General features: G+C 63.1%; 22 protein-coding genes and 2 pseudogenes. 13 read left to right on the top strand and 11 right to left on the bottom strand.

What is annotated here, in order from left to right:
• Positions 1-206: 206 nt before the first annotated feature.
• Positions 207-971 (top strand): hypothetical protein, encoded by a 765-nt coding sequence (locus ACM9ME_RS14745; RefSeq protein ID WP_415644223.1) that lies wholly within the window; start codon positions 207-209, stop codon positions 969-971.
• 157 nt (positions 972-1,128) lie between these two features.
• On the opposite strand, the pseudogene ACM9ME_RS14740 reads toward ACM9ME_RS14745, so the two are convergent.
• Positions 1,129-2,473 (bottom strand): annotated as a pseudogene (locus ACM9ME_RS14740) (IS1182 family transposase).
• A 126-nt stretch (positions 2,474-2,599) separates the two neighbouring features.
• On the opposite strand from ACM9ME_RS14740, the gene ACM9ME_RS14735 reads away from it, so the two are divergent.
• Positions 2,600-3,742, top strand: coding sequence for an alpha/beta fold hydrolase (locus ACM9ME_RS14735; RefSeq protein ID WP_415644222.1), 1,143 nt, complete (start codon positions 2,600-2,602; stop codon positions 3,740-3,742).
• 346 nt (positions 3,743-4,088) lie between these two features.
• Here ACM9ME_RS14735 and purF read toward each other — a convergent pair whose 3' ends face one another.
• Together purF and ACM9ME_RS14725 are read right to left on the bottom strand one after the other, a co-directional pair.
• Positions 4,089-5,543, bottom strand: coding sequence for an amidophosphoribosyltransferase (gene purF, locus ACM9ME_RS14730; RefSeq protein WP_415644221.1), 1,455 nt, complete (start codon positions 5,541-5,543; stop codon positions 4,089-4,091).
• 69 nt (positions 5,544-5,612) lie between these two features.
• Complete coding sequence (locus ACM9ME_RS14725) at positions 5,613-5,798, bottom strand: hypothetical protein (protein WP_415644220.1); 186 nt, start codon at positions 5,796-5,798, stop codon at positions 5,613-5,615.
• Positions 5,799-5,892: 94 nt separating this feature from the next.
• On the opposite strand from ACM9ME_RS14725, the gene hisI reads away from it, so the two are divergent.
• Positions 5,893-6,255: a phosphoribosyl-AMP cyclohydrolase gene (hisI, locus tag ACM9ME_RS14720; RefSeq protein ID WP_415644219.1), complete on the top strand. Its 363-nt coding sequence runs from the start codon at positions 5,893-5,895 to the stop codon at positions 6,253-6,255.
• Here the strand turns inward: hisI and ACM9ME_RS14715 are convergent.
• The gene (locus tag ACM9ME_RS14715) at positions 6,252-6,542 is read right to left on the bottom strand and encodes a hypothetical protein (protein WP_415644218.1); all 291 of its coding nucleotides are present in this window, start codon (positions 6,540-6,542) and stop codon (positions 6,252-6,254) included. The two genes, hisI and ACM9ME_RS14715, sit on opposite strands and share 4 nt — an antisense overlap.
• Before the next feature lie 90 nt (positions 6,543-6,632).
• Here ACM9ME_RS14715 and ACM9ME_RS14710 point away from each other — a divergent pair, with 90 nt between their 5' ends.
• Genes ACM9ME_RS14710 through ACM9ME_RS14700 form a run of 3 tightly spaced genes read left to right on the top strand, consistent with a single transcriptional unit; the run spans position 6,633 to position 9,784 of the window.
• Complete coding sequence (locus ACM9ME_RS14710; RefSeq protein ID WP_415644217.1) at positions 6,633-7,058, top strand: MerR family transcriptional regulator; 426 nt, start codon at positions 6,633-6,635, stop codon at positions 7,056-7,058.
• A 24-nt stretch (positions 7,059-7,082) separates the two neighbouring features.
• Positions 7,083-8,885 carry an acyl-CoA dehydrogenase C-terminal domain-containing protein gene (locus ACM9ME_RS14705; RefSeq protein WP_415644216.1) on the top strand — a complete coding sequence of 601 codons (1,803 nt, stop codon included), beginning with the start codon at positions 7,083-7,085 and terminating at the stop codon, positions 8,883-8,885.
• Positions 8,882-9,784 carry an alpha/beta hydrolase gene (locus ACM9ME_RS14700; RefSeq protein WP_415644215.1) on the top strand — a complete coding sequence of 301 codons (903 nt, stop codon included), beginning with the start codon at positions 8,882-8,884 and terminating at the stop codon, positions 9,782-9,784. The genes ACM9ME_RS14705 and ACM9ME_RS14700 overlap by 4 nt, the downstream gene beginning before the upstream one ends.
• Here ACM9ME_RS14700 and cysK read toward each other — a convergent pair.
• Genes cysK through ACM9ME_RS14685 form a run of 3 tightly spaced genes read right to left on the bottom strand, consistent with a single transcriptional unit; the run spans position 9,751 to position 12,870 of the window.
• Positions 9,751-10,668, bottom strand: a complete 918-nt coding sequence (gene cysK, locus ACM9ME_RS14695) for a cysteine synthase A (protein ID WP_415644214.1) — start codon at positions 10,666-10,668, stop codon at positions 9,751-9,753. The two genes, ACM9ME_RS14700 and cysK, sit on opposite strands and share 34 nt — an antisense overlap.
• Positions 10,665-11,945: an MFS transporter gene (locus ACM9ME_RS14690; RefSeq protein WP_415644213.1), complete on the bottom strand. Its 1,281-nt coding sequence runs from the start codon at positions 11,943-11,945 to the stop codon at positions 10,665-10,667. The genes cysK and ACM9ME_RS14690 overlap by 4 nt, the downstream gene beginning before the upstream one ends.
• Before the next feature lie 16 nt (positions 11,946-11,961).
• On the bottom strand, positions 11,962-12,870 hold the full coding sequence (locus tag ACM9ME_RS14685) for an alpha/beta fold hydrolase (protein ID WP_415644212.1): 909 nt from the start codon (positions 12,868-12,870) through the stop codon (positions 11,962-11,964).
• Between the two features lie 180 nt (positions 12,871-13,050).
• Here ACM9ME_RS14685 and ACM9ME_RS14680 point away from each other — a divergent pair, with 180 nt between their 5' ends.
• The 7 genes from ACM9ME_RS14680 to ACM9ME_RS14650 all read left to right on the top strand — a co-directional run bounded on the left by ACM9ME_RS14680 (position 13,051) and on the right by ACM9ME_RS14650 (position 20,410).
• Complete coding sequence (locus ACM9ME_RS14680; RefSeq protein ID WP_415644211.1) at positions 13,051-13,428, top strand: BlaI/MecI/CopY family transcriptional regulator; 378 nt, start codon at positions 13,051-13,053, stop codon at positions 13,426-13,428.
• A complete protein-coding gene (locus tag ACM9ME_RS14675) occupies positions 13,425-15,035 on the top strand; it encodes a M56 family metallopeptidase (protein ID WP_415644210.1) in 1,611 nt (536 codons plus the stop codon). Before ACM9ME_RS14680 ends, ACM9ME_RS14675 begins: the two co-directional genes overlap by 4 nt.
• 25 nt (positions 15,036-15,060) lie before the next feature.
• Positions 15,061-15,900, top strand: coding sequence for a hypothetical protein (locus tag ACM9ME_RS14670; protein ID WP_415644209.1), 840 nt, complete (start codon positions 15,061-15,063; stop codon positions 15,898-15,900).
• A 1-nt stretch (position 15,901) separates the two neighbouring features.
• Positions 15,902-17,995: a TonB-dependent receptor plug domain-containing protein gene (locus ACM9ME_RS14665; protein WP_415644208.1), complete on the top strand. Its 2,094-nt coding sequence runs from the start codon at positions 15,902-15,904 to the stop codon at positions 17,993-17,995.
• A 130-nt stretch (positions 17,996-18,125) separates the two neighbouring features.
• On the top strand, positions 18,126-18,557 hold the full coding sequence (gene rplK, locus ACM9ME_RS14660) for a 50S ribosomal protein L11 (RefSeq protein ID WP_415644207.1): 432 nt from the start codon (positions 18,126-18,128) through the stop codon (positions 18,555-18,557).
• A 3-nt stretch (positions 18,558-18,560) separates the two neighbouring features.
• Positions 18,561-19,253, top strand: coding sequence for a 50S ribosomal protein L1 (rplA, locus tag ACM9ME_RS14655; RefSeq protein WP_415644206.1), 693 nt, complete (start codon positions 18,561-18,563; stop codon positions 19,251-19,253).
• Positions 19,254-19,576: 323 nt separating this feature from the next.
• Positions 19,577-20,410, top strand: coding sequence for a PEPxxWA-CTERM sorting domain-containing protein (locus ACM9ME_RS14650; protein ID WP_415644205.1), 834 nt, complete (start codon positions 19,577-19,579; stop codon positions 20,408-20,410).
• A gap of 142 nt (positions 20,411-20,552) precedes the next feature.
• On the opposite strand, the gene glnA is transcribed toward ACM9ME_RS14650, so the two are convergent.
• The 4 genes and pseudogenes from glnA to ACM9ME_RS14630 form a co-directional block, all read right to left on the bottom strand.
• Entirely contained in the window at positions 20,553-21,974 is a 1,422-nt protein-coding gene (gene glnA, locus ACM9ME_RS14645; protein WP_415644204.1) for a type I glutamate--ammonia ligase, read from the bottom strand.
• Between the two features lie 29 nt (positions 21,975-22,003).
• A complete protein-coding gene (locus ACM9ME_RS14640) occupies positions 22,004-22,342 on the bottom strand; it encodes a P-II family nitrogen regulator (RefSeq protein WP_415644203.1) in 339 nt (112 codons plus the stop codon).
• 146 nt (positions 22,343-22,488) lie between these two features.
• Positions 22,489-23,112, bottom strand: a complete 624-nt coding sequence (locus tag ACM9ME_RS14635) for a glycine zipper 2TM domain-containing protein (RefSeq protein ID WP_415644202.1) — start codon at positions 23,110-23,112, stop codon at positions 22,489-22,491.
• A gap of 256 nt (positions 23,113-23,368) precedes the next feature.
• A pseudogene (locus ACM9ME_RS14630) lies at positions 23,369-23,455 on the bottom strand (integrase catalytic subunit); the annotation flags it as partial.

Below are 23,455 nucleotides of genomic sequence, written 5' to 3'. Positions count from 1 at the left end.
GTCTGCAATTGGGTGGTTAGTTCTCGGTCTGCTTTCAGGCGTCAAGGTGACGTAAGCTGCTGTTCCGCCTTGTGTCAAAACCGTTCGGTTGTGACACCAGCGATGACGAGGCAGCGAGCGTCCAGCCCAGCCATTAACGACTAATTTCCCGCTGTCTGGTAGCAGACATGCCCTCAGCGCGTGTGATACGAGACTCGGGAGGAAGCATGTTTGGCAAGATGTTCGGCAGAAAGAAGGACGCTGTCGAGGACCAAGGCGCGCAGAAAGCGGCACTGCTGGATGCGGCGATCGAAGACGCCCGGTCTAAAGATCCAGTCGTACATTTGAAGATTGGTGCCGAGAAATTGGTGCAGCGGCTGCTCGACGGGATAAAGACCGAGCGGGGCGTGCACGTCGAGAGTCTCCTCGCTATTCTTGGATCACTCGCGGGTTTCTGTGTCATACATAGTGTGCTGAAGCAGGCAGCCGCTTTGAACCGGAGCAGCCGGGAGTGCGGTATCGTGGAAGTTGAGACGGCGGATGGTAGTCGCTATTATCTCGGCGATCCGGCAAACCATTTGTTAGCCGGAACTGACCTGTCGCTTTGGGCGCTTGTAGCGGGCATGATCAATCATCTAGGAAGTCGGGAATATCCTGATTTCGTCGAGATCAGCGGATACGTTGCAAGCACACTTGGCGGATCGGAGTTCGGTCAACCGCGCGTCCCGGAACAGCATAAGCCGAGCGACCTGCCGATTAATTATGTCCGGGATCTTTGGCCCATCGTTCTGCCGATGATCGAGCAGCGTGTTCCGGTATTGCAAGAACGTGTGACCTTGTTTGGGTTTGCCGTGCAGAATGTCATTAAGATGGGCAAAGACGTGATACCGCCAGCTATAGCCGGAAGGCTGGTTATGGAGTGTGCCGTGCCGATGGCAAAGCTCGATCCAGCTGAGCTTAGAAGTCGATTGGGCGGCGCTTTGGCCGCCTAAGTGGTTCCTTCAAAGCAAGGATTTGCCTGCTTCTAAAACCCCGGTCCGAGACTTTTGTCGGTGTCACAACCGGTCGAGGCTGTTGAAAAAGGCCGTGCGGTTCGCGGCTGAGGCCTCGACTGGCATTGGCCGCGAGAGGGCGACCGACCCTCTCTGCTCAGGCTGGTGTCGCCCGATTGGCAAGTAGCTGGAGGTTGTAGGCGGCGGCTGCCATCGTAAACTCTTCGGCGGCTCCTTTCAGGCCTCTCAGCTTCAATGATCTGAGGTTGAGGTTGCGCTTGAGGTGCCCGAACATGCGCTCGATCCGCTTTCGTCGCTGTCGCGCGCGAATCGAGGCTTCGGTGCCGCTTAGGGCACGGACCTGATCACGCGCATCTTCGGTGACCAGGCGCGTAACTGCACGCTGCCTCGCCGTCGTGCATTGCGGCTTGAGCGCGCACGCGGCGCAGTCGGCGGGACGGCTGCGATAAGCGCGGACCTGGCTTGCCTGCACCGTGCCCCGGTACGTCAGGAGTTTGTCGTTCGGGCAGCGGTAGACGTTGGCATCGGGTTCGTACCGGAAGGCGTCGCGGGTGAAGAAGTTGTCGCGCTGTCGGGTTCGGTCGATCACCGGCACATGCGGCGTGATGCCCTCGTCGATCAGCCACCCGAGCAGCGGGCCATTGCCATAGGCCTTGTCGGCTGCAAGCTGGACGGGTGCGATGCCGAGCTTCGCCTTGGCGCGCGTGATGAGGGTTTGGGCTGCCGCGACCTCCGCTGAGGAGCGTGCAGGCGTAGCTTCGACATCAAGGATGCAGTCGGTATCGAGGTCGAGCAGCGGGTTGATCGCATAAGCGTAGCGTGCCGGACCGTGCTTGCGGGTCAACGCCGCCTGCGGGTCGGTTGGTGAGATATGCTTGGGATCGATCGGCTCGCGTTCGTCGGCAGCAACCGGCAGCGCGGCGTCGAGCGCGGCAAGATACTCGGCCACGGGCCGGGACACCGTATCGCGCGCGCGAAGCTCGTCGGCGGCAGTCGCGCCAGGCAACTTCTTCTCCCAGCTCGCGTCCGCCATGGATCGTGCTGCCATCCACGGCAAGGTCGCGGCCAGCGACCAGTCCAACGGCGGCGCATCGCGCAACCACCTGCTCGAACAGCAGGCGATACAGATCGCACTCGCGGAAGCGGCCCTGCCGGTTCTTGGAGAAGGTCGAGTGGTCGGGGACAGCATCGCCAAGATCGAGGCGACAGAACCAGCGATAGGCAAGGTTGAGATGCACCTCCTGGCACAGCCGTCGTTCAGACCGGATGCCGAACAAATAGCCGACCAACAGCATCCGCAGCATGAGCTCGGGATCAATCGACGGCCGCCCCGCCGCACTATAGCTGCCCGCCAGCGCCTCGCGCACGAAGCCAAAGTCGAGCAGCCCGTCGATTCGACGCAGAAGGTGGTCGCCGGGCACGTGATCCTCGAGCCGGAAGCCGTAAAACAGCGACCCTTGCGCCACCTGCTGACCCATCATGCTCCGCACTCCCGCCCGCCTGGACCGAGTGAATCACTCAGCCTCAACGTCCGCAAGCGTTAGTTTTTCAACAGCCTCGAACGGTTGTGACACCGACCGTTTGTCGCACGCCACCGTTGAAGCTACGTGCTCCGCTATAAAGGAGAATTTTACTTGCAGAAAACTCTTATGCTGGCGACTTCTCTCGCACTTACCACGCCTAGCGCGGCGCAAGTATCCCCCGTGCCTGACCCTTATGCCCAGGGACGCGCGGTCGTTGCCGACATCAACCGCATCGTCACGCCCAACGGGGTTCAGGAGACGTTCGAGGCGACGCTGGGCGGCGCGCGGCAGGTGGTCAACGTGCGCGGCGCGGACCGGACGAATCCCATACTGCTCTTCATTCACGGCGGACCGGCCGCCGTGGAAATGCCGATTGCTTGGGCGTTTCAGCGACCTTGGGAAGATCACTTCACCGTCGTCCAATGGGACCAGCGGGGCGCGGGCCGGTCGTTTCTCCTGAATGACCCGGCCGCGCTCGCCTCGACGCTCAGGCCTGAGCGCTACCGGGACGACGCGATTGAGCTGATCGAGCTGCTCCAAAAGCGTTACGGTCAGCGCAAGGTGATCGTGCTCGGCCACAGCTGGGGCTCCATCGTCGGCATGATGGTCGCGGCGAAGCGTCCTGATCTGCTCCACGCTTATGTTGGCGTCGGTCAAGTGATCGACTTTCGCGAGAACGAGCGAGAAGGCTACGCGTGGACTCTTGCGAGGGCGCAGGCAGCGGGCAACACCGAAGCTGTGCGCGAGCTGGAAGCGTTGCGGCCCTACCCCGGCCCCGGCGCGTTCGACCTCCAGAAGCTGGGGACCGAGCGCAAGTGGAACATCCGCTACGGCGGGCTCGCGGCGGGGCGCGACAACGCCGACTTCTACTTCCGTGCACCGCGTCTTTCGCCGGAGTATACAACCGCCGACCGCCAGGCTTGGGACGACGGCAGCGCGTTCACGATGAAGACAATGTTTCCACAGCTCGCCGACATATCGTTTGCCAAGCTCGACCGGATCGACACGCCCGTGTTCATGTTCCTGGGCCGGCAGGACTACACCACGCCGTCGCCGATCGCGGCAGGCTGGCTTAACCGGCTTCGCGCCCCACGCAAGAAAGTCGTCTGGTTCGAGCACTCGGCGCACCTGCCCTTTATCGAGGAACCTGGCCGCATGTTTGAGGAATTGCTGACCCAGGTACGGCCATTGAGCCAAACCAAGGCGAGCGTTGGCCGGGGTCACTAAGTGGGTCAGTTTGACTTGTCATAACCGTTCGAGACTGTTGAAAAAGTAGGCTGATGATCCGGAAAGAGGTTTCTGAGCCGATCTGGTAAAACACGTCGCAGCCGTTTCAATCACTTAACCAAAGCACATTCTTTTGCAGCCGCTCCAAAAGGCTGGGAGATGCTTGATCCGGACTTTTTCAACAGCCTCGGTCGGTTCTGACACCAGCACCCAACAGCCGCTTTCCGGGGTGTAGCGGGTGTCAAAAGCCCGCTCCACAATGTCCAGTTCCAGGATAGGGTAAAGGCTTCGTCTACGACTGGTTATGGGTCGTTAGCCGACAGGCAGCTCGTATGATCCCGCAGTTCTAAAGCGCCCGCTCCGCCAGCATCTCGAACTGGTCGGTGACCGGCAGATCTTCCTGATCGGTCAGCCGTGTCGGATAGTCGCCGGTGAAGCAGGCGTCGCAATATTGCGGGCGGACGTCGGCGCGGCGGGCTTCGCCGAGGGCCTTGTAGAGGCCGTCGATGCTGACGAACGCGAGGCTGTCGGCGTGAATGAAGTCAGTCATGCCGCCGACGTCGAGCTTGTGCGCGAGCAGCTTGGTGCGTTCGGGCGTGTCGACGCCGTAGTAACAGCTGTGCCGCGTCGGCGGGCTGGCGATGCGCATGTGGACTTCGGCGGCGCCGGCATCGCGCATCATCTGCACGATCTTCAGGCTGGTCGTTCCGCGCACGATCGAATCATCGACGAGGATGACGCGCTTGCCCGCGATCAATGCGCGGTTGGCATTGTGCTTCAGCTTGACGCCGAGGTGCCGCACCTGATCGCCCGGCTGGATGAAGGTGCGGCCGACGTAATGCGAACGGATGATGCCGAGCTCGAACGGGATGCCCGATTGCTGGGCATAGCCGATTGCTGCGGGGGTGCCGCTGTCGGGAACGGGGATGACGAGGTCGGCATCGACCGGGCTTTCGATCGCCAGCTGCGCACCAATCGCCTTGCGCACGTCGTACACGCTGCTGCCCGCGACGATCGAATCGGGGCGGCTGAAATAGACATGTTCGAAAATGCACGGCCGAGCGTGTATCGCGGGGAAGGGCTTGAGCGACTTGATGCCGCTTTCGGTGACGATGACGATCTCGCCCGGGTCGATCTCGCGCTCGAATTCCGCACCGACCACATCGAGTGCCACGGTTTCCGAAGCGAAGATCGTCGAATCGCCGAGCTTGCCCATGACCAGCGGGCGGACGCCCAGCGGATCACGGCAGGCGATCATGCCCTCCGGCGTCATGCACACCAGCGAGTAGGCGCCTTCGACCTGGCGCAGGGCGTCGACGAACTTGTCGATCAGCGTGCGATAGGTGCTGGTCGCGACGAGGTGGATGATGACTTCGGTATCGCTGGTCGATTGGAAGATCGAACCGCGCCGCACCAGATCATGGCGCAGTTTGATCGCGTTCGAGATGTTGCCGTTATGCGCCACCGCGAACCCGCCCGAAGCAAGGTCGGCGTATAGCGGCTGAACGTTGCGCAGGACGGTGTCGCCGGTGGTGGCATAGCGGACGTGCCCCGCGGCGACTCGTCCCGGCAAGCCGCGAATGACCTCGTCCCGGTCGAAATTCCCGGCGACATGGCCCATCGCGCGGTGCGAGTGGAAATGATGGCCGTCCCAGCTGGTGATGCCGGCGGCTTCCTGCCCGCGATGCTGCAGCGCATGGAGCCCGAGCGCGACCAAAGCAGCGGCGGCGTCCGCCTGCCACACGCCGAACACGCCGCACTCTTCGCGAAGTTTATCGTCGTCAAACGGGTTCGTGTTCATGGCGGCGGGACTCGGGGGCGCGGGGTAAGGCAGCCTATACGGTCGCCGCCGTCACTTGTCGCGCTTTTGTCACATCGGGTCGGTCGGCGTCGGGTTTTCGTCGCGCCGCTGGACGATGGTTTCGTCGCGCCGGCCCGCCAGCGGAACGCGCTTGCCGCGCTTGCGGAGATAGAGGAGCATCCACGCCATTAGCGCCGAAGCGACGGCGACCAGCGCAAAGATATAGAATGCGGAAACGATGAGGTTGGTCGACATGACGGGCTCCGATGTGTGCCGGACCGCTTAGGGACGAATATCGCCGCACGATAGCGGGGTTCCAAGTCACCCGCGTCCGGTTCATGACGATGCGATGCCGAACGACACCAAATTCGCCCCGCGCTGGGATGCAAATGGCCTGATCACCGGGGTCGTCACCGACGCGACCACGCGAGAAGTCCTGATGGTCGCGCACCTTAATGCCGAGGCACTGAGCCTGACCCGATCGACCGGTTTCGCGCATTTCTGGAGCCGGTCGCGCGGCAAATTATGGAAGAAGGGCGAGGAAAGCGGCAACACCTTGCGCGTGATCGAACTGCGCGTGGATTGCGATCAGGATGCGTTACTGATGATCTGCGAGCCCGCTGGCCCCGCATGCCACACCGGTGCGCGGAGCTGTTTCTATCGTGCTGTCTCTTCACAGGATGGCGACACGACGTTGACCGTTATCAGTTAGCGGCTGAGCCGCTTGCGGTTGGCGCGGACTTTCGTGGCGTACTCACCGACCGCCTTGCTGGCGGCGACGGCAGGGATAAACCCGAAACCTCCGGTCATCAGCTTCATCTGCACGTCGAAGGCGGTGGCGATCTTTTCCGAGACCATCAATTCGGCCTCGCGACCCGCCGCCGGACCGCCTTGCGCCAGCTTCATCGTGCGCAGGCCGATGACCGACGCGGACTCCATGCCCAGCGTCCACATCTCGAGCCCAAGGCCCATCCATGCATTCTGCCCGTTTCGTGCCATCGTCGGTTCCTTCGTCATGCTCAACGCACGGGTAACAGGTTCGGCCCGCAACGTCTTGTGCTTTACGTTTACGGAAAGTAACACTGGCACATGGCCGACATCGGGACGCATGCCACGCTCGAAACGCCCGATTATCGGGACCGGCACCAGTATAGCATCTCCGACCTCAGCCAGGAATTCGACGTTACTGCGCGCGCCTTGCGCTTTTATGAAGACGAGGGGCTGATCCAGCCCGTGCGTCGCGGCACGGTGCGGGTCTATACCAAGCGCGATCGCGCGCGGCTGGCGTGGATTTTGCGCGCCAAGCGGGTCGGTTTCAGCCTGGCCGACATTCGCGAGATGATCGACCTGTACGATGTCGGCGACAATCGCGCGACGCAGCGTCACGTCACCATCGACAAATGCCTGGCGCGCATCGAATTGATGAAACGCCAGCGCACCGACATCGACGCGCATATCGACGAGCTCCAGCGCTTTATCCGCACCGTTCAGGCCGCCGACGGCGCGGCCCAGTAAACCTGCCCCTCAAGGACTTTTTCAATGCCCCAATACACTCCGCCGCTGCGCGACACGCGCTTCATCCTCGATCATGTGCTCGGGCTCGAGCGCTATTCGAACCTGCCGGGGTTCGAGAGCGCCAGCGCGGATACGGTCGAAGCGGTGTTGGGCGAGGGCGGCCGGTTCATCGCCGACACGCTGTTCCCGCTCAACCAGGTCGGCGACCGTGAGGGCTGCACGCGCCATCCGGACGGATCGGTGACGACGCCGACCGGGTTCAAGGCGGCTTACGATGCGATGGTCGAAGCGGGCTGGAACACGTTGGGCGCGCCCGAGGAATTCGGCGGGCAGGGGTTGCCGCATGTGCTGGGCACCGCATTCGGCGAATTCATGTCGAGCGCCAACACCGCTTTCGGCATGTATTTCGGCCTGACGCGCGGCGCGATCGAGGCGATCATCGCGAAGGGTTCGCCCGAGCAACAGACGATGTATGTGCCCAAAATGGTGTCGGGCGAATGGACCGGCACGATGAATTTGACCGAACCGCAATGCGGCACCGATCTCGGCCTCATCACCACCCGCGCGGTGCCGCAGGATGACGGCAGCTTCGCGATCACCGGCACGAAAATCTTCATCTCGTCGGGCGAGCACGATTTGACGAGCAACATCATCCATCTGGTGCTGGCCAAGACCCCCGGCGCGCCGGACAGCGTCAAGGGCATCAGCCTGTTCATCGTGCCCAAGTTCATGGTCGGCGACGACGGCTCGCTGGGCGCGCGCAACGCGGTGTCGTGCGGGTCGATCGAACACAAGATGGGCATTCACGGCAATTCGACCTGCGTCATGAATTACGACGGCGCGACCGGCTTCCTCGTCGGTGAGGAGATGAAGGGCCTCGCCGCGATGTTCATCATGATGAATGCCGCGCGGCTGGGCGTCGGACTTCAAGGCATGGCGCTGGGCGAGGTCGCGTATCAGAACGCCGTCCACTACGCGAAGGACCGCCGTCAGGGGCGCGCGCTGACCGGCAAGGCGGAGCCCGAGCAAAAGGCCGACACCTTGTTCGTTCATCCGGACGTGCGCCGCATGCTGATGGAGGCCAAGGCGCTGACCGAAGGGCTGCGCGCACTAATCCTGTGGGGCGGATTGCAGGTCGACCTCGCGCACAAAGCGACCGACGAGGCGGATCGGCAGGTCGCTGACGATATCCTTCAGCTGCTGACCCCGGTGATCAAGGGCTATGGCACAGACAAGGGGTTCGAAATCGCGGTCAACAGCCAGCAGGTCTATGGCGGGCATGGCTATATCGCCGAATGGGGCATGGAGCAGTACGTCCGTGATGCCCGCATCGCGCAGATTTACGAAGGCACCAACGGCATTCAGGCGCTCGATCTGGTCGGGCGCAAGCTGGCGCAGAACGGCGGACGCGGGTTGCAGGCGTTTCTGGGCGTGCTGACCAGCGAGGTTGCCGAAGCCAAGAACACGCCAGCTCTTGCCGATTATGCTGGTAAGCTTGAAGCGGCGACGGCGGACCTGCAGGCGGCGACGATGTGGTTGATGCAGAACGGTATGGCCAACCCCAACAATGCCGGGGCCGGATCGGTGTCGTACATGCATCTGATGGGTACCGTCGCGGTCGGGCTGATGTGGCTGCGCATGGCCAAGGCCGCACAAGCGTTGCTCGACGCGGGGGAGGGCGATGCGGCGTTCCTGAATGCCAAGCTGACCACCGCGCGATTCTTCGGCGAACGGATTATGCCCGACACGATGGCACTGCGCCGCAAGATCGAAAGCGGCGCGGAGAGTATGATGGCGCTGCCGGTCGAGGCGTTCGAAGCGGCGTGATCAAGGTCTTACTGAGTGCCGTCGGCGGGGTGTTGCTGTTCGGGCTGACGCTGATCGGCATCGCTTATTATCGCTCGCCACCATCGGCGCTCGACTTGATCGACCGGCTGTGGCCGAGCCCGGCGACGCGTGTCGCCGCGAGCATTCCGTATTTGCCGGGCAACCGGCACAGCCTCGACATTTGGGATGGGCCCGGCGGCACCGCGCCCAAGCCGGTGCTGATCTTCTGGTATGGCGGCGGATGGGTGAAGGGGTCGAAGGAGGATTACGGCTTTGCCGCGCGCGCCTATGCCGCGAAGGGCTATCTGGTTGTGATGCCCGACTATCGGCTGGTGCCCGAAGTGCGTTTCCCGGTCTTTGTTCAGGACGGCGCGGCGGCGGTGAAATGGGTCGAGGCGAACATCGCGAAATATGGCGGCGACCCAAAACGCATCGCCTTCTCCGGCCATTCGGCAGGGGCCTATACTGCGATCATGCTGGCGACCGATCCCCGCTATCTGCGCGCGGCGGGCGTCGATCCCAAGGTGGTGTTCGGCGCGGTCGGGTTGTCGGGGCCGTATGATTTCTACCCGTTCACCGGCAGAGCGATTGCCGCGATGCAGGGTGTTGCGGACTATCGCCAGACGCAGCCGTTGGCGCTGGTCACGCGCGATGCGCCTCCGCTGATGCTGGTCACCGGCACCGAGGATACGACAGTGCGCCCCAAAAACGCCCGCAATCTCGCGCGCCGCATGGGTCAACTCGGCGCGCCAGTGCTGCTCAAGGAATATGCCGGACTGAATCACGAAGACATCGTGATGGCGCTGTCGCGGCCGTTCCGCGGCAAGGGCGACGTGCTCGACGCCAGCGCGGCGTTCCTCGATCGCTACTCGGGCAGGAAGTCCGGCACCGACAGATAACGCTCGCCGGTGTCGTAGTTGAAGCCGAGCACCTTCGCATTTGCGCCCAGTTCGGGGAGTTTTTGCGCGATGGCGGCCAGGGTCGCGCCCGATGAGATGCCGACCAGCATACCTTCTTCGGCGGCGGCGCGCTTGGCCATCGTCTTGGCGTCCTGCGGCTCGACCTTGATCACGCCGTCGAGCAGCTGGGTGTGGAGGTTGGCGGGGATGAATCCCGCGCCGATGCCCTGGATCGGATGCGGGCCGGGCTGACCGCCCGAAATGACCGGCGACAGGGTTGGTTCGACCGCGAACACTTTAAGGTTCGGCCAGGCCTTTTTAAGGACTTCGGCGACGCCTGTAATATGCCCGCCCGTGCCGACACCGGTGACCAGCGCATCGAATGGCGCATCGCCGAAATCGGCGAGGATTTCCTGCGCGGTCGTGCGCGTGTGGACTTCGATGTTCGCCGGGTTTTCGAATTGCTGCGGCATCCACGCGCCGGGGGTGCCGGCGACGAGTTCGACCGCACGTTCGATTGCCCCCTTCATGCCCTTTTCACGCGGAGTCAGATCGAAGGTCGCGCCGTATGCGAGCATCAGGCGGCGGCGCTCGATGCTCATGCTTTCGGGCATGACGAGGACGAGTTTATAGCCCTTTACCGCGGCGACCATTGCGAGGCCGATGCCGGTGTTGCCCGACGTCGGTTCGACGATCGTGCCGCCGGGTTGAAGCGCTCCGCTCTTCTCTGCATCCTCGATCATCGCCAGCGCGATGCGGTCCTTGATCGACCCGCCGGGGTTCGAGCGTTCGGACTTGATCCACACCTCGGCATTGGGGAACAGCTTCGACACGCGGATGTGTGCGGTGTTGCCGATGGTTTCGAGGATGTTGTTGGCCTTCATGCGACAGTCTCCTGAATTTGCGGTGGTGGCGCAAAGGTTCGCGCGCGCCTGATTTCCGGGAAGAGATACGCCCATCCGGCGGCAATCGCTACAGCGGCGGCCCCGCCAACGACGATTGCACCGACCGGGCCGAGCAAGGCTGCGGCCACGCCCGATTGAACTTCGCCCAATTCGTTCGAGGCGGAAATCGCCACGCCCGACACCGCCGATACGCGACCGCGCATGGCGTCAGGGGTGTGCAACTGGACCAGGCTGGAGCGGACATAGACCGAAAACATGTCGCACGCGCCGAGCAAGGCAAGCGCCAGCGCGGATAGCGGCATCCAGGTCGATATGCCGAACAGGATCGTCGCGCCGCCAAAGCCCGCCACAGCAAACAGCATCTTGACGCCGACATTGTCTTTCAACGGATTGAACGCGAACCACAGCGCGACGATCGCGGCGCCCGCTGCGGTGGCGGTGCGCAATTCGCCCAGCCCCTGCGGCCCGACATGCAGAATGTCGCGCGCGTAGACTGGCAGCAGCGCCGTCGCACCGCCGAGTAGCACCGCAAACAAGTCCAGCGTGATCGCGCCGAGCAGGAAACGGTGGCCGCGCACATACGTCAGTCCGTCGAGCATCTGCCGCAACGGATGCCGGTCGCGCGCCATCGGCGGCGGGACGACGCGACGGATCGGCGTGAGCGCGAGAATCGAGACGATCAGGCTGACCGACGAGAAGACGTAGGCCGAGGTCGGATGGCTGGCGTACAAATAGCCCGCGACCGCCGGACCGCTGATCGCCGCGGCCTGCCACGCGATGGTGCTCATCGCGATCGCGCGCGGCAATTGCTCGGCCGAGACGATATTGGGGGTGATCGAGGAACTGGCCGGGCCGATGAACCCGCGCGCGGCACCATGCAGCGCGGCGAGCGCGAACAGAGATGGCAGCGTCAATGTGCCAGACCAGGTGAAGAATGTCAGCGCCAAGGCGATGATCAAATCGACGCCGTTGGCGATACGAACGATCGTGCGCCGCTCGAACCGGTCCGCCGTCCAGCCGGTCACCGGCGCAAGCATCAACAGCGGGACGAATTGCGCCAGCCCGAGCAAGCCGAGGTAGAAGGATGCGTCGCGAATCGACATGCCGTAAACCGGCCCGCGCGCCGTTTCGTACAACTGGTAACCCAGGATCACGACCATCGACAGTGTGCCCCAGTTCGCGAAGAACCGGGCCAGCAGGAAGTATCGAAAATCGCGGATCGTCAGCGGGGAAGAGGGCGCGGGTGTCTCGGTCACGCGCCCCCCATAAACGTCACAGCGTCGGGTTCAACGTGGCGGTTTGTTGATAGTCTGCAATGTCAGCTTGTCCCCCGCCGATGGCCGGGCGGGTTTCGCCGTGGAGGAAATCGAGCAGATGCCGGACGATGTCATCCTTGCAGGTGGCGAGCGTGCCGTGCGGTTCGCCGTCGAGTTCGATCAACTGCGCCTGCGGAATCAGTTTCGCCGCTTGTCGCGCCGACCCATCGATCGGCACGACCTTGTCGCCGGTGCCGTGGAGGATCAACGTCGGCACCTTTACGCTGGCGCAATCGGGGCGGAAATCGGTCGTCGCAAACGCGTTCGCGCAGGCGAGGGTCCCGCGCAGGCCGGCTTGCGAACCGAGGTTGAAGAACTGGTCCAGGACACCTTGGCTGACGGGCTTGTCGATCAGCCCGACCCCGTAGAAATTCTTGGCGAAGTCCTGGAGGAACGCCATGCGATCCTGGCGAATACCTTCGGTAATGCCGTCGAACACGCTTTGGTCCACGCCGTCCGGATTGTCGGCGGTCTTGAGCATATACGGCACGACCGATGAGATCAGCACGGCGTGGCTGACAGTGTCGCTGCCGTTCCCGGCGATGTAGCGGACGACTTCGCCGCCGCCCATCGAAAAGCCGACCAGCGCCGCCGGTTGACCGTCGGCATATTCTTCGAGGACCGCGCCAAGGTCACTGGCGAGCGTGTCGTAATCATAGCCGCCATCGGGTTGATCCGACCGGCCGAAACCGCGGCGATCGTAAGCGATGGCGCGATAGCCATTGTCGGCGAGCTTGTTGGCAATGTCGTCCCAGCTGTCGGCGCTGAGCGGCCAGCCGTGGATCAATACGACGGGCTTGCCGCCCTCGGGACCCCAGGCCTTGACGTAGATTTCGACTTCATCGTCGGTGAGAATGTACGGCACGGAAATCTCCTTGGGGTTCGCGGACCTAACGACCCTAACTGGTCTAAGTTTCAGGACGGCTGTTCAGCGGCGCGAAAGATGAGGTCGTTACGCAGGCTATCAGGGAGCGAGCAAAAATAATGCTTGCGGGGCGCTACAAATGTAGCTTAAAGCTACAAATGTAGTTTGGAGGATTCGGGGATGCTGGACCGTTTGGCGCCGCGTGAGAGGCAGATCGTCGATCTGCTCTACGCGCGTGGACCATCGACCGTTGCGGAAGTCGGCGACGCATTGCCCGATACGCTCAGCGCGTCGGCGATTCGTGCGATGCTGACGCGGCTCGAATCGAAGAATTTCGTCCGGCGCGAAGCGTCCGACCGCGGCTTCGTCTATGCGCCGCGCGTTGCCGAGGATCGCGCGAAAGCGACTGCGCTGACTCAGGTCGTGCGAACATTCTTCAAGGGATCGCCGGTCAGCGCCGCGACGGCGTTGCTCGGCATGACCGAGCAGCTCGACGAAGACGAACTCGACGCGCTCGAAAAACTCATCGCGGATGCGCGGGCGGAGAAATCGGCATGATCAGCACCATCCACATGGGCCAGGTCGCGGAGGTCGCGTTCAAGACTCTGCTGGCGAGCGGGCTGACGCTCGGCGCATTGCGCGTCATGCGCGACCGCACGGCGGCGGAACGCAGCTTCGTGGCGCATCTCGGGCTGGCGATTACGCTGGCGGTGCCGTTCGCCGCGTTGGTCCTCCCCTATTGGGCGTTCAGCGATCAACTGGCGTGGCTGTGCGATATCATGGCGCCGTCATGGCTGTATGCGATCCCGGCGGTCTTGCTCGGCGGCGTCACCGTCGTCGCGGTCAGCCGGCTGTTCGGACTGCGCCGCCGGGCGACGGTGCTGGTCGAGCCCGCCTGGCTCGGCGCGCTGGCGCATGCGCAGCGGCGGATGGGGTTCAAGTCGGGCGCGGCATTGCTGGTCAGCCCGGATATCGCTTCGCCGGTGAGTTGGGGACTGTTCCGCCCGACCATCGTGCTCGACGAGCGCGCCTTGTCGGCAGAAGGCGAAGCCGAGGCGATCATTGCGCACGAACTGGCCCACGTCGCACGCTCGGATTGGGCCAAGCTGTTGCTCGCCCGTGCGGCGACCGCGCTTTACTGGTTCAATCCGTTGGTTTGGGCGCTGGCCCGCCAATGCCATGAATTGCGAGAGGAAGCCGCCGACGATGCGGTGTTGCGCCACGAAGTCGATCGGTCCGATTACGCCGCGATCCTGGTCGGCCACGCACGGCACGAATGTCGCGGACTGCTGCTCGCCGCCAATGGCGTTGCGCCGGGCAAGGGATCGCTGCGGCGGCGCGTCACGCGCGTTCTGGACGCGAAGTTGCGGCGTGCGCCGGCGGGGCTGGGGTTTGCGATCGTCGGGCTGCTCGTCGGCCTCGGGCTCGGCACGCCACTCGCCGCGTTGACCCTGCGCGCCCCGGCAGCCGCGGTCGCCCCAGTTGTGCCGCGCGCCGTTCTTGCGGTGGCTCCTGTCGCCCCGGCTGCACCTCTGGCTCCTCTGGCGCCGAAGCATTCTGCCTATCAGGCACAGATCGACGCCGAAGCTGTCGCAGCCGATGCGCGTGCCGAAGCATCGGCCGGTCAGCGCGTGCGCGACGAGGCCAGTCGCGGCGCGGTCGAAGCGCAGCGTACCGGGCGGCGTTTTTCCGCGAGTGAACTGGTGGCGATGAGCACGCAGGGGGTCACCGCGGAATGGCTCCGCGACATGGCCAAGCTGGGTTATTCGGGGCTCAGCGGCGGTGAGATCACCGCGCTGGCGGTGCAGGGGATCGGCCCGGACTATGTTCGCGGCATGGCGGCGGCGGGCTATCCGCGGCTGAGCACCGGGCAGTTGATTGCCCTGCGGGTGCAGGATGTCACGCCCGATTATGTCCGCAAGATCACTGCGGCGGGCGGACCGCGTCCACGGCCCGAAGAGCTCGTGGCGTTGCGGGTGAACGGGGTCAGCGCGGATTTGGCGCGCGCCGGTGCCCGGGCTCGCGCGGATGCCCTGTCGGTCCAGGTCGATGCGCGCGCCATTCGGGTCGAGGTGCGCCAAGCCTTGCGGCAGGCCATGCCACAGCCGCCGGCACCCCCGCGCGAACCCCGGCGATCCGCCGGCGACGCGGACGACGACAACTAAAACCAGACAAGTTCAGGAGAGAGACATGCTACGCTACGCCGTCATGGCCGTGGGGGCGCTCGCCCTCGGCACATCGAGTTGCGCATTGGCGCAGGAGACCGGCTGGACGATCAGCCCGAGCGACAAGGCCGATCGGGTGCAACTCCAGCTCGAGCGCTCGCGGCCCGGGCATACCAACAGCAACAGTTTCGGCATCGCGCCGGACAGTCTCCAAGGTCTCGACATGCGCACCGATGGTGCGGTCCATTTCACGTTGCGGCGCGAAGCCGGGCGGCTCGATTGCGATGGCGTGATGCGGGCAAGACGCGGGACCGGGACATGTCGCTTCGCCGCCGATCCGGCCTTTGCCGATGCGCTGGTACGGCATGGCATCGCGCGGCCCGACGAGGATCAGAGTTTCATGCTGACGGCGCTCGACGCGCATATCGCGACGGTCGATGCGCTTGGCCACTTTGGATATCCGCGCCCGACGCTGGATCAGGTTTTGGCGCTCACCATCCACGGCGCAAGCGCGGATTGGCTGCAGGGACTGGCGAGTGCCGGTCAGCGCGGCATCACCATCGACGATCTCATCGCCTATCGCATTCATGGCGTGACCGCCGCCTGGCTGCATGGGTTGACCGCCGCCGACCGCGCGCTTGGCAACGAGCGGGGCGGAGCGGTTATCGCCATGCGGATTCACGGGGTCAGCCCCGCATGGGTCCAGGGTCTGGCCGACGCCGGTTATCGCGATTTGCCTGCGGGCGACCTGATCAACATGCGCATTCACGGCGTGACGCCCGAATTCGCGCGCGCCGCGGCGGCGATGGGCGGACGGCCGAGCGCGGGCGAACTGGTCACGCGCCGGATCATGGGGCGACATTGATATGAAAAACCTGCTCGTCCTGTTGCTGGCTGGAACGGCTGCGCCCGTTTTCGCGCAGGCGGCAACGCCGACACCGACTCCGGCCACGACACCGCCGGCGCAGTCGCAGACGGCTGCCGAGCCCGGTCGCGCTGCGCGGACCAGTTATGACGCCGCGTATTTTCAGCAATATGCCCCGTCCAACGCGCTGCAGATGATCCAGCGACTGCCGGGGTTCAGCTTCGATCAGGGCGACCAGAATGTGCGCGGCTTTTCACAAGCGGCGGGCAATGTGGTGATCGACGGGCAGCGGCCGTCGTCGAAGAGCGACACGCTCGACACCGTGTTGTCGCGCATCCCCGCCAGTCGCGTGGTCAAGATCGAGATCGCGCCGGGCGACCAGTTCGGCGCCGAATATATCGGCAAGTCGCAAGTCGCCAACGTCGTGCTGACGGCAGCATCGGGCATGACGGGACAGGTCGAGGCGACCGCCTATCGCACGTTCACCGGGCGGTATCTGCCCGACGGCAATGCGTCGGTGGTGCTCAAGCGCGGACCGTCGAGCTTCACGCTCGGCGCCAACCTCAGCGCCAATGGTTTTCCCGAGGAGGGCTATGACCGTATCACCGCGCTGCCGAGCGGGCAGCAGCTGGAATATCGCAAAAAGCTCAACGACACGCGCGAACCCGCGGCGTCGTTGTCGGCGGCGTGGGACTATAATGATGGGACCAACAAGACCGCCCATCTCAATGGCCGCTATCTGATCGACCGGTTCAAGCTGAGCCAATATAATCAGGTGACGCCGTCGGTCGGCCCGGCGCGCGACGACCGGTTGTTCCAGCGTTACAAGTTCGACAATTGGGAAATCGGCGGCGACGTGACGCGGCCGTTCGCGGGCGGCGGATTGAAGCTGATCGGGCTGGTCACGCGGCGCGAGCGCAACAATCTGGACACCAGTTTCGTGCGCCCGGGCGGGATCGTCAGCGGCGGGACCGAGCAGTTGCTGGCGGACCACCGCGACGAAAGTCTGGCGCGCCTCGTCTGGTCGCGGTCGAACTGGAATGGGTGGAGCGCGGAGATTGGCGGGGAGGCGGCAATCAACCGGCTGGTCAGCGATGTCGACCTGTCCGTATTCGACGCGACGGGCGGCCGCACGCCCATCGACCTGCCGATCGATCACGCGATCGTGAAGGAATATCGCGGGGAGGTGTTCGCCAATGTCGGGCGGCCGATCGCCAACAAGCTGCGGCTCGACGTCGGGGTGACGTACGAAGCATCGAAGTTGACGGTGCGCGGCGACGCCTTGGCCGACCGTACGCTCAAATTCCTCAAACCCAAGGCGACGCTCGATTGGCAATTGCCCGATCTGCACGCGCAATTGTCGGTCCAGCGCACGGTCGCGCAGCTGCAGTTCGAGGATTTCATCTCGGTCGCCGAACTGGCCAACGACCGCGTCAATGGCGGCAATGCGGACCTGTTGCCGCAACGCGCGTGGCAGAGCAATTTGACGCTCGACCGTCCGTTCCTTGGCGACGGGCTGCTCAAGCTCGAGCTCGGCTATACCAGAATTTCGCTGCTGCAGGACCGCATTCCGACGCCCGATGGCTTCGACGCGCCGGGTAATATCGGGTCGGGCCGCGAACTGTTGTGGCGCGGGACGATCGATGCGCCGCTGGGCAAATTGGGGATCAAGGGCGGGCGCCTGACGCTGTACGGCTCGATCGTCGATACGTCGGTCCGCGACCCGTATACCGGGCGCAAGCGGCGGTTCTCGGGCAATTCGACGTCGTTCTGGACCGCGGATTACCGGCAGGATCTGGGCAAGTTCGCGTATGGCGTTCACCTGGAAAGCGCGTCGCTGTCGACCCAATATCGCCAGAACGAATTGGACAGTTTTTACGGCATGCAACCGTATAGTTCGGTGTTTGCCGAATATCGCCCGGACAAGAAAACGACGTTTACCGCCGGGGTGCGCAACGCGCTGGACGTCACGTCGGCGCGATACCGTATTTTCTTCACCCCGAGCCGCGCCAATCCGAACCCCGATACGTTCGAACAACGCCAGCGAAACCAGCACGTCATCCCCTATATCACGATCAAGCACAGCTTCGGTTGAGGAGCCCTTGCTGAGCTTGCGCGCGGGCCGCTTTTCCCCTAGTGGTCCGCGCATCCATTTACCGATGGACCATTGCGGGAGGATGCTTTGCTGCGTCTGCCTGACCGCTAAACTTGGAAGAGAGTGAACCATGGCCAAAAAGATTACCGGCTATATCAAGCTGCAGGTGCCGGCCGGCGCCGCGAACCCCAGCCCCCCGATCGGCCCGGCGCTCGGTCAGCGCGGCGTCAACATCATGGAATTCTGCAAGGCGTTCAACGCCGCGACGGGCGACCTTGAAAAGGGCGCGCCGATCCCGACGGTCATCACCGTCTATGCTGACCGTTCGTTCAGCTTTGCGACCAAGACGCCCCCGGCGAGCTTCCTGATCAAGAAGGCGGCGAATTTGAAGGCGGGCTCGAAGGAGCCGGGCAAGATTTCGGCGGGCAAGATCAAGCGTTCGGCGCTGACCGAAATCGCCCAGACCAAGATGAAGGATCTCAACGCCAACGACATGGACGCAGCCACGCGGATCATCGAAGGCAGTGCCCGTGCGATGGGCCTCGAAGTGGTGGAGGGCTGAACCATGGCATTTCAGAGCAAGAAGGCGAAAGCCATCACCGTCGACGCGACCAAAATGCACAATGTCGATGAAGCCATCGCGCTGGTGAAGAGCCACGCCAAGTCGAAGTTCGACGAAACCGTCGAAGTCGCGCTCGCGCTGGGCGTCGATCCGCGTCACGCCGACCAGATGGTCCGTGGCGTCGTGACCCTGCCCAAGGGCACCGGCAAGACCGTCCGCGTCGGCGTGTTTGCCAAGGGTGCCAAGGCCGATGAGGCCCGCGAAGCCGGTGCCGATGTTGTCGGTGCCGAAGACCTGATGGAAATCGTCCAGGGCGGCACCATCGATTTCGACCGCTGCATCGCGACGCCCGACATGATGGGTGTCGTCGGTCGCCTCGGCAAAATCCTCGGGCCGAAGGGCATGATGCCCAACCCGAAGCTGGGTACCGTGACGATGAACGTCGGCGAAGCGGTCAAGGCGGCCAAGGGCGGCCAGATCGAATATCGCGTCGAAAAGGCCGGCATCATCCATTCGGGCATCGGCAAGGTGAGCTTCCCCGCCGAAGACCTGCGCGCCAATTTCGACGCGCTGCTCGACGCGGTGACCAAGGCCAAGCCGTCGGGCGCCAAGGGCAAGTATTTGAAGAAGGTCGCGCTGAGCTCCACGATGGGGCCGGGCGTGAAGATCGATACGGCGGAGTTGGCGGGCGCGTAAGCGTTCGGCTTTTTCGTTGGAGAATTGAGGGCCGGGGCGGTGATGCTCCGGCCCTTTTTTTGGGTTCGGCAAAAGTTGATGTGCTCCCGCGTGGGCGCGACTTGAGGCTGCAGATTTGACGGCAAGTCGTGATCCTGACACCTTTTCCGAGCTATCGGGGGAGGCAATCGATGAGAATCGCGATACTCGCGTCATTTCTGACATTTACGGCGACCGGCGCATCGGCCGCCGAGTATTTTACGAGTCGTTCAGGGACTTATGCGCTCACGGCGACGTGTCCGAACGGACCAGCGGCGGACGTTTGCGAGCCTGGGTTGACGACCGTGCCGATCGGCGTGGCCAAACCCTATGCCTATGCCGAGGACTATCATGGCCTGACCTTGGGCATCGAAAACGGAAGTTACATTCGCCGCGCCGACGCGCAGAATCGAAGCCTCGGTTCGGCGATCGCGTTCACTTCGGCGGATGCATCGTCCGATTTGCCCATTTTGAAAGCCGGTGCTTACACACCGCCCAATGAACGCGGGCGCTATGTAACGTCCTACGCTTATGCGAGCACATTGTTCGCCTACACTTATAACGGCCCCACTCCGATACCACTGCCTTTGGTCGGAAATATCGATTTTTCGATCACTTACGCCCCGATCAATTATTCTAACCCGCTCGGTCCGGGGTCGTATCCCTACAGCTATGGTCAGGCGCGATCTCGGCTCGTCGTCGGTACCGCCGATCTATGGCAGGGCCATCTCCTTTCCGACGCCGACCTCACCTGCGGAGCGCCTGGCGTGCTGGCGGCGGACGCCCAGACATTGGGACGCGGCGGCTACGCCGTGGGCGCTGTTGCACAATCTTTGACAATGACGCTCGACACGACTCTCGGCTGCGATGGCCATCCGCTGACGCTCGCGCCGCAGCAGCAGATTTATATCTACGGCTTTCTCGAGACGCTCGCTATTCATGGAGCCACGGTCGACGCAACGCACAGCTTTCACGTTAATTTTGCGCCGGGCACCGCTCCGGCAGTTGTCGAAGCGCTAAGCGCCAATCTGGCATTGAGCGTACCGGAACCGGCCTCCTGGGGCATGCTGATCGGCGGCTTAGGGGTAATTGGTGCGAGAATGCGACGGCGGCGTCGAGTTGCGCTTGCAGTGGGTTGATCGTGGCAAGCGTGGGGGCAGGGACGTCACGGAAGTAAATCCCGTGACGTCGGTCCTCGGGCGGCCTGCCCGAGGCCGATCGGTTCTTCGAAGTCGTAGCTAAGCCGCGCGTGCTTCGCACCGCTTGACTTAACCATCGCTTCTACGAGCTATAATACATATCGAATTCGACCGCGCTGGGGGTCATTTCCCAGCGCGCGACGTCTTCGTATTTCAGCTCGATATAGCTGTCGATCTGGTCCTTGGTGAACACGTCGCCTTTCAGCAGATAGGCGTGGTCGGCGGCGAGGCTTTCCAATGCCTCACGCAGCGAACCGCACACCGTCGGGACCTGTTCCAACTCCGCGGGCGGCAGGTCGTACAAATTCTTGTCCATCGGGTCGCCCGGGTGGATCTTGTTCTGGATGCCGTCGAGCCCGGCCATCAGGATCGCCGCATAGCACAGATAAGGGTTGGCCAGCGCGTCGGGGAAACGGAATTCGACGCGCTTCGACTTGCTGCCCGTGCCGTACGGGATGCGGCACGATGCGGAGCGGTTGCGGCTGGAATAGGCCAGCAGCACCGGCGCTTCGTAACCCGGGACCAGCCGCTTGTAGCTGTTGGTCGACGGGTTGGTGAAGGCGTTGAGCGACTTGGCGTGCTTGATGACGCCGCCGATGAAATACAGGCACATGTCGCTGAGCCCGGCATAGCCGTTCCCTGCGAACAGCGGCTCACCCTTCGCCCAGATCGAGATATGCGTGTGCATGCCCGAGCCGTTATCTTCCTTGATCGGCTTGGGCATGAACGTCGCGGTCTTGCCATAGGCATGCGCGACCTGATGCACGACGTATTTGTAGATCTGCATGCGGTCGGCGGTCTGGACCAGCGTGCCGAAGGTCAGCCCCAGTTCGTGTTGCGCGGCGGCGACTTCGTGGTGATGCTTGTCGCACGGCAGGCCCATCTCGATCATCGTCGAGACCATTTCGCCACGGATATCGACCGCCGAATCCACCGGCGCGACGGGGAAATACCCGCCCTTGGCGCCCGGGCGATGGCCCATATTGCCGCCATCATAGCTGGTGTTGGTGTTGGTCGGCAGTTCGATATCGTCGATCTTGTAGCCCGAACCGGCATAGCCGTTCTCGTACTTCACATCGTCGAACATGAAGAACTCGGCTTCGGGTCCCACATAGACCGTGTCGCCGATGCCGGTGTTGGCGACATAGGCCTCGGCGCGCTTGGCGCAGGAGCGCGGGTCGCGGGCGTAAAGCTCGCCGGTGCCCGGCTCGACGATGTCGCAGAATATGATCATCATCGGCGTGGCCGAGAATGGATCGACATAGACCGCGTCCAGATCGGGCTGGAGGATCATGTCGGACTCGTTGATCGCCTTCCACCCCGCGATCGACGATCCGTCGAACATCAATCCGTCGGTGAGCTCGTCTTCACCAAGTACGGTCGAGACCATGGTCAGATGTTGCCACTTGCCCTTGGGATCGGTGAAGCGAAGATCGACCCACTCGATCTCCTCATCCTTGATCCGCTTGAGGATGTCCGACGCGCTGTTCTTGTTCTTGGCCATGAGAGTCCCGCTCTTGAGTTAAACTGAAACTAGATCGCGTCGCTGTCGGTCTCGCCGGTGCGGATGCGCAGCGCGGATTCGACGGGAAGGACGAAAATCTTGCCGTCGCCGATGCGCCCGGTCTGTGCCGCCGCAGCGATCGCCTCAACCACGCGCGCCGCCATATCGTCGTCAACGACGACCTCCAGCTTCACCTTGGGGAGGAAATCGACGACATATTCGGCGCCACGGTATAATTCGGTGTGGCCCTTTTGGCGGCCAAAGCCCTTGGCTTCGAGGACGGTAATCCCGCTGACGCCGACATCGTGCAGGGCGTCCTTCACTTCGTCGAGCTTGAACGGCTTGATGATCGCTTCGATCTTTTTCACGTGGCGTCGAATCCCCGAATTATGGACAGCATAGGCCGCAGCCCTGCGGCAGTGCAACATGGCCCATTGGCGCGATAACGCCAGATACGAAAATGCCCGCGCTGCAAGCAGCGCGGGCATTCGTGCCTAAAATTCAGGCAGTCGATTTACCGGCAGCGGATCTGCCCGTTGGCATCGCGGTCCGCGCTGCGTTCGATCGCACGTCCTGCCAAGGCACCCCCGACCGCACCGAGGATCGTGCCGACGCCGCGCGAATGGCCGCCGTCGATGACATTACCGAGCAGGCCGCCGGCGCCCGCACCAACGATCAGGCCCGTCGTGCCGTCGGTCCGCTTGCAGTAATAACGCCCGTCATTGCCACGATAAACGCGGTCGTCCGAAGACAGGACGCGCTCCTGGTAATTGCCGTCACGATAGTAACGGGCCGGATCGTAGTTCGGATCGTCCTGGTAATTGTCGTTATAGCCGTTGTTGTAGCCATTGTTGTTGTAGCCGCCGTTCGACGCATAGCCCGAGGCGCGCACGGTCTGCTGATAGCGATCGAGTTCCGAACGATAGGCCGAGAATGCACGATCCATCCGGTCCGACGCCTGACGATAACGTCCGTCGGACTGGCGATAACGCGATTGGTCGCGGAAAATCTGGCGCTCACGATTGAAATTGTCCTGCGCCGATTGGAAGCGCGCATTGTCCGAAGGTGACTGCGCCACCGCCGCCGGGGCGACGAGCGAAGTCGCGGCCACGAGCGCGAGCATGAATGTCTTGGTCACTGTATCTCTCCTGTTAAATCAGTGAGAGCGTAATGCCCGAACGCACCCGTTCGTTGCATGAACGAACCGTTCTACGCCGCGACAGGCTGGCGCGCCCGAGACAAATATGATGGGCACCTAAATTACTGGGAAATTTCATTGCGCTGGGCGAATCGTTGAGGCCGGTTCACAGGCTGTCCAGTGAACTTTCGCGGAACCGTATCGAGAGTTCGAATCCGCTCCTGACCTGCCCCCGGCGAGTGGACCGGGTTGATTGTTAGTGGATTATGCTCGCCGCCGCCATATCCGGGCGGAGGTGGAGCGAAGCGGAACCGGAGGCCGGATATGGCGGTGAAGCCGTTTC

Origin of the sequence: Sphingomonas antarctica (genome assembly GCF_965137005.1) — a bacterium.
GTDB lineage: Bacteria > Pseudomonadota > Alphaproteobacteria > Sphingomonadales > Sphingomonadaceae > Sphingomonas_O > Sphingomonas_O antarctica.
Note: the sequence above shows the minus strand (reverse complement) of the source record. Positions and strands in the feature narration are given on the sequence as shown.

Bases quoted from the DNA above. Each gene is read 5' to 3' on its own strand.
- rplK (WP_415644207.1), top strand. From the start codon at position 18,126: ATGGCCAAAAAGATTACCGGCTATATCAAGCTGCAGGTGCCGGCCGGC.
- ACM9ME_RS14665 (WP_415644208.1), top strand. From the start codon at position 15,902: ATGAAAAACCTGCTCGTCCTGTTGCTGGCTGGAACGGCTGCGCCCGTT.
- ACM9ME_RS14705 (WP_415644216.1), top strand. From the start codon at position 7,083: ATGCCCCAATACACTCCGCCGCTGCGCGACACGCGCTTCATCCTCGAT.
- purF (WP_415644221.1), bottom strand. From the start codon at position 5,543: ATGAACACGAACCCGTTTGACGACGATAAACTTCGCGAAGAGTGCGGC.
- ACM9ME_RS14680 (WP_415644211.1), top strand. From the start codon at position 13,051: ATGCTGGACCGTTTGGCGCCGCGTGAGAGGCAGATCGTCGATCTGCTC.
- glnA (WP_415644204.1), bottom strand. From the start codon at position 21,974: ATGGCCAAGAACAAGAACAGCGCGTCGGACATCCTCAAGCGGATCAAG.
- ACM9ME_RS14745 (WP_415644223.1), top strand. From the start codon at position 207: ATGTTTGGCAAGATGTTCGGCAGAAAGAAGGACGCTGTCGAGGACCAA.
- ACM9ME_RS14670 (WP_415644209.1), top strand. From the start codon at position 15,061: ATGCTACGCTACGCCGTCATGGCCGTGGGGGCGCTCGCCCTCGGCACA.
- ACM9ME_RS14715 (WP_415644218.1), bottom strand. From the start codon at position 6,542: ATGGCACGAAACGGGCAGAATGCATGGATGGGCCTTGGGCTCGAGATG.
- ACM9ME_RS14725 (WP_415644220.1), bottom strand. From the start codon at position 5,798: ATGTCGACCAACCTCATCGTTTCCGCATTCTATATCTTTGCGCTGGTC.
- cysK (WP_415644214.1), bottom strand. From the start codon at position 10,668: ATGAAGGCCAACAACATCCTCGAAACCATCGGCAACACCGCACACATC.
- ACM9ME_RS14675 (WP_415644210.1), top strand. From the start codon at position 13,425: ATGATCAGCACCATCCACATGGGCCAGGTCGCGGAGGTCGCGTTCAAG.
- ACM9ME_RS14710 (WP_415644217.1), top strand. From the start codon at position 6,633: ATGGCCGACATCGGGACGCATGCCACGCTCGAAACGCCCGATTATCGG.
- hisI (WP_415644219.1), top strand. From the start codon at position 5,893: ATGCCGAACGACACCAAATTCGCCCCGCGCTGGGATGCAAATGGCCTG.
- rplA (WP_415644206.1), top strand. From the start codon at position 18,561: ATGGCATTTCAGAGCAAGAAGGCGAAAGCCATCACCGTCGACGCGACC.